12 protein-coding genes are annotated in these 12,503 nt (G+C 51.5%); 9 read left to right on the top strand and 3 right to left on the bottom strand.

The window, feature by feature from the left end:
• Window positions 1–50: 50 nt before the first annotated feature.
• On the bottom strand, window positions 51–1,028 hold the full coding sequence (locus tag BLU57_RS05005) for a tetratricopeptide repeat protein (protein WP_090317220.1): 978 nt from the start codon (window positions 1,026–1,028) through the stop codon (window positions 51–53).
• A 124-nt stretch (window positions 1,029–1,152) separates the two neighbouring features.
• Window positions 1,153–1,878 carry a phage tail protein gene (locus BLU57_RS05000; protein WP_090317217.1) on the bottom strand — a complete coding sequence of 242 codons (726 nt, stop codon included), beginning with the start codon at window positions 1,876–1,878 and terminating at the stop codon, window positions 1,153–1,155.
• Window positions 1,879–2,111: 233 nt separating this feature from the next.
• Between BLU57_RS05000 and BLU57_RS04995 the strand changes: the two genes are divergently transcribed.
• The 9 genes from BLU57_RS04995 (at window position 2,112) to rpmE (ending at window position 11,914) form a co-directional block, all read left to right on the top strand.
• Entirely contained in the window at window positions 2,112–3,341 is a 1,230-nt protein-coding gene (locus BLU57_RS04995; RefSeq protein ID WP_090317214.1) for a YcjF family protein, read from the top strand.
• A complete protein-coding gene (locus tag BLU57_RS04990) occupies window positions 3,338–4,891 on the top strand; it encodes a GTPase family protein (protein ID WP_090317211.1) in 1,554 nt (517 codons plus the stop codon). The genes BLU57_RS04995 and BLU57_RS04990 overlap by 4 nt, the downstream gene beginning before the upstream one ends.
• A gap of 70 nt (window positions 4,892–4,961) precedes the next feature.
• Entirely contained in the window at window positions 4,962–5,762 is an 801-nt protein-coding gene (locus BLU57_RS04985; protein ID WP_090317208.1) for a DUF3750 domain-containing protein, read from the top strand.
• A gap of 114 nt (window positions 5,763–5,876) precedes the next feature.
• Entirely contained in the window at window positions 5,877–6,890 is a 1,014-nt protein-coding gene (locus BLU57_RS04980; RefSeq protein WP_090317205.1) for an extracellular solute-binding protein, read from the top strand.
• A gap of 99 nt (window positions 6,891–6,989) precedes the next feature.
• A complete protein-coding gene (locus BLU57_RS04975; RefSeq protein ID WP_090317202.1) occupies window positions 6,990–8,591 on the top strand; it encodes an ABC transporter permease in 1,602 nt (533 codons plus the stop codon).
• Window positions 8,592–8,595: 4 nt separating this feature from the next.
• The gene (locus BLU57_RS04970; RefSeq protein ID WP_090317200.1) at window positions 8,596–9,651 is read left to right on the top strand and encodes an ABC transporter ATP-binding protein; all 1,056 of its coding nucleotides are present in this window, start codon (window positions 8,596–8,598) and stop codon (window positions 9,649–9,651) included.
• 218 nt (window positions 9,652–9,869) lie between these two features.
• On the top strand, window positions 9,870–10,196 hold the full coding sequence (trxA, locus tag BLU57_RS04965; RefSeq protein ID WP_090317197.1) for a thioredoxin TrxA: 327 nt from the start codon (window positions 9,870–9,872) through the stop codon (window positions 10,194–10,196).
• Between the two features lie 148 nt (window positions 10,197–10,344).
• Window positions 10,345–11,604: a transcription termination factor Rho gene (gene rho, locus BLU57_RS04960; RefSeq protein WP_090317194.1), complete on the top strand. Its 1,260-nt coding sequence runs from the start codon at window positions 10,345–10,347 to the stop codon at window positions 11,602–11,604.
• A 97-nt stretch (window positions 11,605–11,701) separates the two neighbouring features.
• Window positions 11,702–11,914 (top strand): 50S ribosomal protein L31, encoded by a 213-nt coding sequence (rpmE, locus tag BLU57_RS04955; RefSeq protein ID WP_090317191.1) that lies wholly within the window; start codon window positions 11,702–11,704, stop codon window positions 11,912–11,914.
• A 107-nt stretch (window positions 11,915–12,021) separates the two neighbouring features.
• On the opposite strand, the gene BLU57_RS04950 is transcribed toward rpmE, so the two are convergent.
• Window positions 12,022–12,339: a cupin domain-containing protein gene (locus tag BLU57_RS04950; RefSeq protein WP_090317189.1), complete on the bottom strand. Its 318-nt coding sequence runs from the start codon at window positions 12,337–12,339 to the stop codon at window positions 12,022–12,024.
• Between the last annotated feature and the right edge of the window lie 164 nt (window positions 12,340–12,503).

The raw sequence follows: 12,503 nt of genomic DNA, 5'->3' as shown, positions 1-12,503 counted from the left end.
TAGAACGGAAAATCAACCGTTGCGATTGGATTTCATCAACGGGTTTCTGCTTAATTTCGCTGTAAATGCTGGGCAATTTTCCGGTCGAGTTCGGCCAACCATGTTTTTGGCATGATGGCGAGTATTTGTTGCCGGATTGATTGGGCGGAAAGAATCTCTTCCGTATCTTCGGATCTTTGTATTGCGGCGGAGATCCACAGATACGCTTTGGCCAGATGTTCCGCCGGGAGCCGATTGGTTTCCGCATCGGGTTGCGCGGCAAAAAAATGTTTGCCCGCTTGGAAATAGGCCGGAACGTATTTAAGTGCGGCGGCTTGTTCGAAAAGCTGCCGGGTTTGCTCCGCATCAGGGTTTTCGATCACGCCTTGATCCAGCATCATGCCTAAATGATGGAAGGCTTCCGCGGATTGTTTTTGCGCAGCTGCAAGGAACCACTGGTAAGCATCCTGGGGGTTGCGCACGGTGGAGTCGCCGTACAGGTAAAACTTGCCCATCCAGACTTGCGCCGGTACCGACCCTTGCAGCGCCACGGGACGGCAAAGCGCCAGCGCCTGGAGCGGGTCTTTGGCCATACCATTTCCGGTCATCAGCAAATTGCCGAGATGACAGTATGAGTTCAAATGCCCGGCTTGCGCGGCTTTGTGAAACCACTGAGCAGCCGTTGCCGGATCGGCCGGGCGGTGCATGCCTTCCTCGAAGCACAAGCCGGTCATGTGCTGCGCTGCCGGAACGCCGTTTTGCGCCGCTTGCTCGGACCATTCGCAAGCCGCTTTGCGATTGATCGCGCGCCCCCAGCCGTTCTGGTAAAACAATGCCAAAGTAAATTGCGCCAGCGGATGGTTGCCGTTCACGGCAGCGGCTCGATACTGGCCGAAAGCGTTGTCATAATCGCCGGATGCAAGCAGCGCTTGCGCGGTTTTCAAGTCCGGATCGTTATTGAGCGGCGCATTTGCAGGTGCTGTGACGCTTGCGAAGGCATTGGGCAGGAGGGCTGCGATGCAAAGGATTATCCAAAAAGATTTGATCATTTTTTAACGGGTACAGTAGGTTGCCGGATAACATCAATGGATTGGAAAGGTTGATCACGTCCGGCAGAGAACCCATCCGTCCCGGACGTGACCAACGCGATCCAATCGTACATTCCGGTTGAAATTACGGACGTGACGGATAAACGCCTTGCCAGGCGATGATGCAGTTCACGACGGTATACGGCTGCATGATCGAGAATGGCTGGGAATTACCGGCCGAACCGATGCTGACGTTGGTGCTGGTGGTGGTGACGATGTTGAGCCCGTTCAGCGTGGTTTCGATCGAAGCCGCATTCATGCTGACATTCGGCGCGGTGGCGGAGTACGCCGAGTTCAATCCTTTGGCGTTGGCCAGCGAATTGCCGCTGGCGTTTTTCTGGTCGGCGTCGCTGTTCACTGCTTTCAATGCCGACGTGGCTGTGGCGCCTGGCGCAACCGCCGAAGTGGAAGCCGATGTGGCTGTGGCAGGGTGATTATGGGCTGGCATATTATTGATAGTCAGTGTTACATTTTCCGCACCATTGGTTTGTCCCATGGTGAACATCGAACCGCCCGGATGCTGCCCCTGATGCACAGGAACTCTACCGCGCATATCGGGCAATGCAAAAGTCGTGCTGCCGTTACCGCCATAAGTGGTGCCGATCAGCGAATAAAGCGCGTTGTACTGGTTGATAGGTAGCGTTTGTCCATTACATTGCAACCACCCCTCGGGTGCATAATTAAACGCGACATAATTGATTTCACCGACAAACGGCTCCATACCGGCTGTTGCGCTGCCGGGCGCGGTGGTTATCAGCAGAGTAGCTGCCGTTAATGAAAGTACGCTATGTATTGTCTTATTCTGTTTCATCGGTTCTTCCCTTTTTTTTGAGATTAAACTTCCGGTTCCACAACTGGCTAACCCTATGGATACGACTGTAGGTTTTTCCTGGTATTTCTGATTCAAAGGAATGTTAGCAGGCTGGCAAGCCGGTGATAGTGTGCTAAAAGGATACTTTTCACCCCCTTTTATTGGAGATGGCCGGCGGTTACCGGCAACCGAGCAAATTTAATTCCGGGGTGTACTGATGATAAGATGACCGCATGAATTGGAACGATCTGAAAAACGGGACGGCGTATTGGGAGCAATTGCGCACGGCATTGCTCGAGCCTAAAGTCGATCCGGCGTTGCTGGAGGCATCGCTACGCGAAGCGCGCGCGAAGATGCCGGTGCCGGTGTTATGGCTGCTGGGTAAAACGCAATCCGGCAAGACATCGATCATCCGGGCATTGACCGGCAGCCCGGCGGCGCAAATCGGGAACGGTTTTCAGCCGTGCACGCGCAATTCCCGCTTCTATGATTTTCCTGCCGAAATGCCGGTGGTGCGCTTTCTCGATACGCGCGGTTTGGGTGAGGTGGCGTACGATCCGGGCGATGATATGCATTATTGCGAAGCGCAAGCGCATTTGCTGGTGGCGGTGATGAAAGTGGCGGATGTCCATCAGGCTGCGGTATTCGATGTGTTGCATGCAATCCGGCGGCGTCATCCGGAATGGCCGTTGCTGATCGTGCAAACCGGTTTGCACGAGCTTTATCCCGATGGCTGCGGGCATATTCAGCCGTGGCCGTATGCCGCCGATCCTTTGCCGGAAACGATACCACTGGATTTGCGCCGCGCTTTGCAGGCACAGCGCGATGCTTTAAAGCTGCTGCCCGGTTTTGCGCCGGTGCGCTGGGTGGCGGCCGATTTGACGCTGCCGGAAGATGGCTTGGCGCCGCCGGATTACGGTCTGGAAGGCTTGTGGCAGGCGATTGAGTCGCTGACATCGCTGGGTTTGCAGCATCAATTGAGCGGTGACCGGGAAGTACAGGATTTGTACGCGCGCACCGCGCATCAGCATATTGCCGGTTATGCATTGGTTGCGGCTGGATTGGGCGCTTTGCCGGTGGTGGATCTGGTCGCGGTGTCGGCGGTGCAGGCGAAACTGCTGCATAGTCTGGCGCTATTGTACGGCCAGCATTGGGATAGAAGCACGATCACCGAATTTCTCGGGCTTGCAGGCGCGGGTATTGCATCCGGCTACCTTGCGCGGTTGTTGAGCCGGGCTGTGACTAAATTCATACCAATCTGGGGGCAAACTGCGGGTGCGTTATGGGGCGCCAGTTCCAGCGGCGCGACCACGTATGCGTTGGGTAAGGCGGCGATCTATTTCTTTGCGCAGCGTAAGGATGGTCTGAATGTGGACGCCGATACCTTGCGGCGGATTTATGCGGAAGAGCTGGAGCGCGGTGCTGCGGTACTGAAAGATCGTCTGCGGGGTAAATCAACATGAAAGCGCCGCTGCCCTCCGTCAATCCGTTGCGGTTATTGGTATTCATCCTGATGCTGTTGCCGCTGCTGGCGTTGCTGGGATTGGGTTTTTTCTGGCTGTGGCAAAGCGGCAATTTGCAGTATTGGTTGATCGCCATGGTGGTTTGCGGCGGTTTGGGCTATGGCTTGCAGCAATGGCTGGTGCGGCAGGAGCGGCAATTGTTAATGGATTCATCGACCGAGCCTAATCCGGAGTGGCCGCCGAGTGCAGATGAAGTCTGGCAGCGGGTCGAAGCGCTGGCGGAAACGTGCAATCCGCAGGATTGGCCGATCGAGGAAGGCGCCTGGGTGATGGAACTGGGGCAGAAAACGCTGGAAACGGTTGCGCATTGTTATTATCCGGATGTCGAAAAACCCTTGCTGGAACTGACCGTGCCGCATACTTTGCTGATTATCGAGCGGGCGAGCCGCGATTTGCGTCAGGATGTGGCGGAAAAAATACCGTTCAGCAATCGCCTGACGATCGGCGATCTGTTCCGCTTGCAGCGCTGGAAGGCTAAAGCGGAACGGCTGTTTACTATTTATCGCGCCGGCAGCCTGCTCATTAATCCGGTCAACGCGCTGCTTAGCGAAGCTTGGCGGCATTTGCGCGAACGCAGTTTCGATCAGGCCAGGGATGAATTGCACCGCTGGTTTTTGCGTGCTTATGTGTGCAAAGTGGGTTATTACGCGATCGATCTGTATAGCGGCCGTTTGCCGTTGGGTGATGAAGAATTTGTGACTGCGCCAACTCCGGAATCCAAAGCCGATCTGGGGCAAGTCGAAGAAACCGCAAAACCTGCGATTGAGCCATTGCGCATTCTTGTTTTAGGACGATCCAACTCGGGCAAATCGAGCCTGATCAATGCACTTTTTGGCACGTTGACGACGGCTACCGATGTGTTGCCGGACACCACGCAGACGCTTAAACCATTTGTATTGTCGCGCGAGGGGTTAACGCAAGCGCTGATTTTCGATAGCCCGGGATGTGACAGCGCGTTGTTTGATCGTCAGCAAATGCTGGCAGCAGCGGGTAATGCCGATTTGATTTTATGGGTTACCCCGGCTAACCGCCCGGACCGGCAGACGGAACGCGATTGTCTGGATGCATTGCGCGCAACCCAAGCGGCGCGTACCGATCGCCGCGCGCCGCCGATGCTGGTGGTGGCGAGTTTTGCCGACCGCTTGCGACCGCTTAATGAGTGGCAGCCACCGTATGATCTGGCGCATCCGGCGAGCAGCAAGGCAACCAATATTGCTGCGGCGGTGCGGGTTATCGCGACCGATCTGGTGGTGGCGGTTGAGCAGGTGATTCCTGTCTGTCTGCTGCCGGGTAAAGTTTATAATGTTGACGATACCCTTTGGGCCGCGATTCTGAATCATCAGGACAAAGCGTTGCGGGTGCGGCTGATGCGTTGCCTGGACGCCAGAAAACGCGCCGAAGATTGGGTGATGCTGCGGCGGCAGCTGGCGGGTGCGGGCCGGTTCGTGCGGGACTTGCCGGAGATATTGGGAAAACGTACCGGACAGTAATGGATTGGTTATGGAAATACATCAGTAAACCTGATTTCGCATATACTGCGATCAATTCCAGTGCTCCTGGATGGCATCATTTTTAATCCCTAATCAGTTGAATCACTCAGTGAAGCGCACCTTAACCGTAGTTTTCCTATTATTTACTTTGGGGCTGATCGTGCTGGCGGTTGTTCCGGACCGGGCGCGTGCACAGTACTGGTGGAATGCGAGCCGTGAGCCGGTGGGATTGGCGCCCGATCCCGCGTCAACGCCGGAAGCAATCGTGCAGGTTTATGGCGCGCGTGCATTCAGTTGGCGCGGCTACTTTGGAATTCATACCTGGATTGCAGTGAAACCTACTGCAGCGCAGTCGTACACTATTTATGAAGTCATTGGATGGATGCAGCGCCGCAAGCTCCCGGTGGTCGTGATTTATGAGAATGTGCCGGACCGGCGTTGGTACGGTAATATGCCGGAGCTTTTGCTGGAGAAACGGGGCAATGGGGTGGATGCGCTGATCGAAAAAATTGACTATGCGGCGCGCAATTATCCTTACGCAAAAGATTACACGATTTGGCCTGGTCCCAATTCCAATACTTTCACGGCCTGGATTTCCCGGGCTGTTCCGGAATTGCAATTGGATCTGCCGCCTACTGCGATTGGTAAGGATTATCTCGGGTACCGGCTGGTTTCGCAAGCGCCGAGCGGCAGCGGCTTCCAAGTTTCCATTTTCGGTTTGCTGGGTGTGTTGGTCAGCGCGGTCGAAGGTGTTGAGCTCAATTTGCTGGGATTATCGTTCGGTGTCGATCTCGACCCGCCCGCGCTCAAATTGCCGCTGGTCGGGCGCAAAGAACTGAATGCATGGTTTGAGCCTGCGGTTGAAAATTAATTGCGCGCTTTAAACCTTGTGTTCATGGTATTTAATTGATAATTATTCTTATTCATACTATAGTAACCCTCAATAATTAATTCCCTTAATGAACCTTTTTGCTTGGAATTTTTCATGTTGAAATCGAATGTAAGTCATTTTTATTTTGCTGTTTTTTTTCTTTTCTTGTCACTGATCGCACCGCTGGCGCATGCTGAGGAGGTGGTTGTTTATTCCGCGCGCATCGAGCAACTCATCAAACCGATGTTTGATGCATTTACCAAGGAAACCGGGATCAAGGTCAAATACACCACGGATAACGAAGGTGCATTGCTTGCCCGGCTGGAAGCGGAGGGGAAAAACACGCCCGCGGATCTGCTGATTACTTCCGATGTGGGTAATCTTTGGGCAGCGGCACGGGCAAGTTTGTTGAAGCCGGTGCAATCGAACGTGCTGGAAGCCAATATCCCGGCGCATTTGCGCGACCCTGAACAGGAATGGTTCGGTTTGTCGATCCGGGCACGCACGCTGATCTATAACACCAAGAAAGTGAAGCCTTCAGAGCTTTCAACCTATGAAGATCTGGCCGATCCGAAGTGGAACAAACGGCTGTGTTTGCGCACATCGAAGAAAGTGTATAACCAATCCCTGGTGGCGATGATGATTGCTGAACATGGCGAAGCCGAGACCGAGAAAATTGTTAAAGGCTGGGTGGCCAATCTGGCGACCGATCCGCTATCCGATGACACTCGGGCTTTGGAGTTTGTCGCTGCCGGTAAATGTGATGTGACGGTGGTCAATACTTATTACTATGGCCGATTGATGAAGAAAGACCGGAATTTGCCTTTGGCGATTTTCTGGCCGAATCAGAATGATGGCGGCGTGCATGTCAATGTTTCCGGCGCCGGTATTACGCGCCATGGCCGGAACACCCAGGCTGCGATTAAATTGCTGGAATTCCTGTCATCCGACAAAGCGCAAAATCTGTTTGCCGATGTGAATATGGAATATCCGGTTAATCCGAAGATTGCAGCGGATCCGTTTGTCGCGGCGTGGGGCAGTTTTAAGCAAAATCCGATGAACCTGGTTAAAGCCGGCGAATTGCAGACTACCGCAGTGAAACTGATGGATCGTGCAGGTTATCAATAAAAAGGTACGGTCGCTACAAAAATCAATGAGGCGTAGAAGCGCTAGAAAATAATAGCCTTTTACGCCAGTTCTTTTGTTCTGTTTCTTCACCAATATGTCATGGCCATTTGGCGCTCAGTTCCTTTTATAGCAGCTGCATTGGTACTGGCGCCTGTGGGCGTGATCGTGTCCGCCTTCTTCGCACCGGCCGGCGATGTTTGGCAGCATCTGCTTGAAACGACGCTTCCTCAGCTGCTGATCAACACGTTCTGGCTTGCCTTGGGTGTCGTCAGCGGTACTGCGCTATTGGGCATCAGTCTGGCGTGGCTCACCGCGGTTTATGACTTCACCGGGCGGCGTTTTTTTTCCTGGGCGTTGCTGTTGCCGATGGCGATGCCTGCGTATGTCACGGCATTTGTCGCTTTGGGGCTGTTTGATTTTACCGGCCCGGTGCAAACTATGTTGCGTGCCTGGCTGGATTCGGATTTGTCCTGGTTTCCGGATATTCGCGGCAGAGCGGGTGTGATTGTGGTCATGACGCTGGCTTTTTATCCTTATGTTTATTTACTGGCACGCAATGCTTTTCTGAGCCAAGGCAAGCGCTCGCTGGAAGTGGCGCAATCGCTGGGTTTCAACCGCAAGCAAGGATTCTTCAAGGTGGTATTGCCGATGGCGCGACCTTGGATAGCCGGGGGCGTGATGCTGGTGCTGATGGAGACGCTGGCGGATTTCGGTACCGTCGCGGTGTTTAATTACAATACCTTCACGACCGCGATTTACAAAGCGTGGTTTAGCATGTTTTCTCTGCCCGCGGCTTCGCAGCTTGCTTCTTTATTGATTCTGATCATCTTTGTTGTGATTGTGCTGGAGCAGCAGTTCCGGTTGCGTATGCGCTATGCGGAGAGTAAAAAAACCGAGCGCGCGCAGCGTATCCGGTTGACGGGATGGCATAACTGGCTGGTGGCCGGTTTTGTCCTGAGCGTCTTGTTTCTGGCATTTCTGCTGCCGGTACTGCAATTGTGCCAGTGGGCGATGCGATCGTTTACGCAAGATTATGACGTAGCCCGCTATCTGGAATTTCTCTGGCATTCGCTATCGTTGTCCGGTTTGGCGGCTTTGTTGATTTGTTTGGTTGTCATTGCCATGGTTTATGCGGCACGGCGTTATCCCAGTCCAGTTACGCGCTATGCGGTGCGTATCGCTACGATTGGTTATGCATTGCCCGGCACGGTGCTGGCGATTGGTGTGTATGTGCCGCTGGTGTGGCTGGATGGGCGGCTCAGTGAGTGGATGATGCATTGGTTGCAAATCGAGACAGGGCAATTGATCCAGGGTACGCTGATGATTATGTTGATCGCCTATTTGATCCGTTTTATGGCGGTTAGTCATTATCCGATTGATGGCGCGATGCAACGAATTACGCCTAATATCGACGAGGCGGCGATGAGTTTCGGGTTGCATGGCTGGGCGATGATCCGGAAAGTACATATTCCGATATTGAAACCGGGCATTTTTACGGCGGCGACTTTAGTGTTTGTCGATGTCATGAAAGAGATGCCGATTACGCTGATGACGCGGCCTTTTGGCTGGGATACACTGGCGGTGCGAATTTATGAAATGACTTCTGAAGGGCAATGGGAGCAGGCTGCGTTGCCTGCGGTTACGCTGGTGCTGGCCGGGCTGATTCCGATTTTCTTGTTTATGCGACAAACTGAGAAGTGAACCGATGAGTACTGGGTTGCTGCAACTGAATCACGTTTTGCAAGCGTATGGCGAGCAGGTCGTTATCCGTAACTTATCTTTGCAATTGCAGAAGGGGCAGATCGGCTGTTTGCTCGGCCCGAGCGGCTGCGGCAAGACCACTGCCTTGCGTTGTATCGCCGGTTTTGAGCGGGTTGCAGCCGGAGAAATTGTGCTCAATGGCGCCTGTGTGAGCAGTGCGGATTCCTTCGTGCCGCCGGAACAACGGCGGATTGGTATGGTGTTCCAGGATTATGCGTTGTTTCCGCATCTCGATGTGACCGCCAACGTCGGTTTCGGTCTGCACCGGTTAACGCGAGTGGAACGTGAGCGGCGGGTTGAAGAATTGCTGCATGTCGTGCATCTGGCCAGCGTTGCGAAGAAATATCCGCACGAATTATCGGGCGGGCAGCAGCAGCGCGTTGCGCTGGCGCGCGCGCTGGCGCCGAGACCGGATCTGTTGTTGCTGGATGAGCCGTTTTCCAATCTGGATGTGAGTTTGCGCGAACGGTTGAGCATGGAAGTGCGTGAGATCATCAAGCAACAAGGAACCACCGCGATTCTGGTGACGCATGACCAAGCGGAGGCATTTGCGATTGCCGATGAGATCGGCGTGATGAATCACGGTGAGATTCAACAGTGGGATACGGCATTCAATCTGTATCATCGCCCGGCCAACCGTTTTGTGGCTAACTTTATTGGTCAGGGAGTATTTCTCCCCGGTAAGGTGATCAATGCGCAACAGGTTGAAATTGAATTGGGCGTATTGCAAGGGGTAATTCCAGAGCACTGTGATGCCGGTTGCAGCGTGGATGTATTGTTGCGTCCGGATGATATTGTGCACGATGATAGCAGCACGATGCAGGCGGCGGTGGTTCATAAGGCATTTCGCGGCGCGGAGATTTTGTATACGTTGCGTCTGGCGGGCGGAGCCAAAGTCCTTGCGCTCGTCCCCAGCCACCATGATCATGCGATTGGCGGGAAAATAGGGATCAGACTCGAAGCTGATCATATTGTGGCATTTCAACAATCGGAAGGATGATTGTCCGATTCCGGTTCCTGCAGATGTGAGACAATATTCCGCAGTTTCTTCCGAGCGCTATTTTTAAAAGCTACTTCCCTTTTAACAGTTTTTTCTATAGCATAACAATTTAGTTTTATACCACTCTTTTACAGCGTTATTCCAACCAATCCCGTAAACCAATCTTTGAGATAATTAGGTTTACTCTTCTTAATACTGAATAATTGAATGAGGATTATATGAGTCAGCATATTCATTACGTTACTGATGCTAATTTTGATGCGGAAGTTTTACAATCGACAACCCCTGTACTGGTGGATTACTGGGCGGAGTGGTGCGGCCCTTGTAAAATGATAGCGCCGATACTCGATGAGATTGCAAGCGAATATGGCGAGCGCCTTAAGGTGGCTAAATTGAATATCGATGAAAATCAGCTAACACCGCCGAAATACGGTATTCGCGGTATCCCGACCCTGATGCTGTTTAAAAACGGCACTATCGAGGCTACCAAAGTCGGAGCTTTATCAAAATCACAATTAACCGCCTTTATTGACAGTCATATTTAAACCCGCTAGTCTATTGAACATAATAGATTTGTGGACTAGGTGATTGGTAAAGCCCACACCACCTTATATTTAATAATCCCATCCGTAACAACTTTCCTTCCAGCATCATTATCTTTCACCTGAGTATTATTTTTTCACGAGCTTTTTCATGCGCTTATCCGATTTAAAAAACCTACACGTCACTGAACTAGTAAAAATGGCCGTCGAGAACGAAATTGATGGGGCCAACCGAATGCGGAAACAGGATCTGATTTTCGCATTGCTTAAAAATCAGGCGCGCAAGGGCGAAAATATATACGGTCATGGAACGCTGGAAGTATTACAGGATGGCTTTGGATTTTTACGTTCTCCGGATACCTCTTATCTGGCCGGGCCTGATGATATTTATATTTCACCCAGTCAGATCCGGCGCTTTAATCTGCATACCGGGGATTCGATTGATGGTGAGATTCGCCCGCCGAAAGAAGGGGAGCGTTATTTTGCGCTGGTAAAAGTTGATAAGGTCAATAATGAACCGCCGGAAAATTCCAAACAGAAAATCCTGTTTGAAAATTTGACGCCGTTATTTCCAGATGAGCGGCTCGTGCTCGAACGCGATATCAAAGCCGAAGAAAATATCACCAGCCGCATCATTGACTTGATTGCCCCAATTGGAAAGGGGCAGCGCGGTTTATTAGTGGCCAGTCCAAAGTCGGGTAAAACCGTGATGCTGCAACACATCGCGCACGCCATTGCGGCTAATTATCCGGATGTGATTTTGATGGTGCTGCTGATTGATGAACGTCCGGAAGAAGTGACGGAAATGATCCGCTCGGTGAGAGGCGAAGTCATCTCATCCACTTTCGATGAAGCAGCCACGCGGCACGTGCAAGTCGCCGAAATGGTCATTGAGAAAGCGAAACGCTTAGTCGAGCACAAGAAAGATGTCGTGATACTGCTCGATTCGATTACGAGGCTGGCGCGCGCTTATAATGCTGTGGTGCCGGCTTCCGGTAAAGTACTGACCGGCGGTGTGGATGCCAGTGCGTTACAGCGGCCTAAACGTTTCTTCGGCGCAGCGCGTAATATCGAAGAAGGCGGATCGTTGACGATCATCGCGACAGCGCTGATTGATACCGGATCACGCATGGATGATGTGATCTATGAAGAATTCAAAGGTACCGGCAATATGGAAATTCATCTTGACCGGAAAATGGCGGAGAAACGGATATATCCAGCAATTAATGTGAACCGGTCAGGAACTCGCCGGGAAGAATTGCTGATTTCTCCCGATGTGCTGCAAAAAATCTGGGTGCTGCGTAAGCTACTACATCCGATGGACGATATGGACGCGATGGCGTTTTTACTGGATAAAATCAAGGCGACTAAGAATAATTCCGACTTTTTTGACTCCATGCGGCGGGTTTAGGATTTAATTTTCACAGTTGCGCCAATACGTACATTAAAGGATAATACGCAGCTTTTTAAGCTTCCCATTGGGGATGGAATAATTAAGGATATAGGCAATGAAAGCAGACATTCATCCAGACTATCAGGAAATTACCGTCACTTGCAGTTGCGGTAATGTTTTTACAACGCGTTCTACCATGAACAAACCATTGAGTATTGAAGTATGTTCACTTTGTCATCCGTTCTATACGGGTAAACAGAAAATTGTGGATACTGCCGGAAGGGTTGAGAAATTCCGTCAGAAATATAGTAAGCAAGCGCGCAACTAATTATCAGAAAGCGGCTAATATCAGGTCCTTACCAAGCTCATGATGGTGAGTCCGGGTAATAGAATTTCTTCGGGATTCTGCTTTCGATTCTGAGTTAAATAATCTCTTCAGTAATGAACAGCGAGCCAGATAGTCTCGTTGTCTGGATCTGTCCATGAGACTTTGTGCTTTTTATGAGCGGGGATATTAATAAAATCTCCCTCATTAAGATGTATTGGTGTTTCATCTTCAAAAGACAGTATCGCCTTGCCCCTTAATACAATAACCCACTCATTTTTCTCCTGATCATACCAACCGGATTCTGGCGACTTTTGCCCTTTCGAGATGATCTTTTCGATCACCACTTTGTCGTTTCCGGCTAGAAATTCAAACAATTCCTGATCCAGGTTTTGGGGAATTCCGGTAAAAATATTTTGTGATTTCATTTGAAAAAATAAACAAGGTTGTGCGAATTTCTTAGCTTATTTGTTGTAATAAGGACCATTGAGTAACCATTTGTATGGTAAATGCAATAGTGAATTTTCTGCTTGAAAATGGTTTTTGCGTATTTATTATGCTGTGGCGCAAGGTCGACTTGGGGTTGGTGCGT

The organism is Nitrosomonas oligotropha, from assembly GCF_900106555.1.
GTDB classification, from domain to species: Bacteria; Pseudomonadota; Gammaproteobacteria; order Burkholderiales; family Nitrosomonadaceae; genus Nitrosomonas; species Nitrosomonas oligotropha_A.
This window is presented reverse-complemented; position numbering and strand designations above follow the sequence as displayed.

What these genes read in the sequence shown, in the direction of transcription:
- BLU57_RS05005 (WP_090317220.1), bottom strand. Translation starts at nt 1,028, where the DNA reads ATGATCAAATCTTTTTGGATAATCCTTTGCATCGCAGCCCTCCTGCCC.
- BLU57_RS05000 (WP_090317217.1), bottom strand. Translation starts at nt 1,878, where the DNA reads ATGAAACAGAATAAGACAATACATAGCGTACTTTCATTAACGGCAGCT.
- BLU57_RS04995 (WP_090317214.1), top strand. Translation starts at nt 2,112, where the DNA reads ATGAATTGGAACGATCTGAAAAACGGGACGGCGTATTGGGAGCAATTG.
- BLU57_RS04990 (WP_090317211.1), top strand. Translation starts at nt 3,338, where the DNA reads ATGAAAGCGCCGCTGCCCTCCGTCAATCCGTTGCGGTTATTGGTATTC.
- BLU57_RS04985 (WP_090317208.1), top strand. Translation starts at nt 4,962, where the DNA reads ATGGCATCATTTTTAATCCCTAATCAGTTGAATCACTCAGTGAAGCGC.
- BLU57_RS04980 (WP_090317205.1), top strand. Translation starts at nt 5,877, where the DNA reads ATGTTGAAATCGAATGTAAGTCATTTTTATTTTGCTGTTTTTTTTCTT.
- BLU57_RS04975 (WP_090317202.1), top strand. Translation starts at nt 6,990, where the DNA reads ATGGCCATTTGGCGCTCAGTTCCTTTTATAGCAGCTGCATTGGTACTG.
- BLU57_RS04970 (WP_090317200.1), top strand. Translation starts at nt 8,596, where the DNA reads ATGAGTACTGGGTTGCTGCAACTGAATCACGTTTTGCAAGCGTATGGC.
- trxA (WP_090317197.1), top strand. Translation starts at nt 9,870, where the DNA reads ATGAGTCAGCATATTCATTACGTTACTGATGCTAATTTTGATGCGGAA.
- rho (WP_090317194.1), top strand. Translation starts at nt 10,345, where the DNA reads ATGCGCTTATCCGATTTAAAAAACCTACACGTCACTGAACTAGTAAAA.
- rpmE (WP_090317191.1), top strand. Translation starts at nt 11,702, where the DNA reads ATGAAAGCAGACATTCATCCAGACTATCAGGAAATTACCGTCACTTGC.
- BLU57_RS04950 (WP_090317189.1), bottom strand. Translation starts at nt 12,339, where the DNA reads ATGAAATCACAAAATATTTTTACCGGAATTCCCCAAAACCTGGATCAG.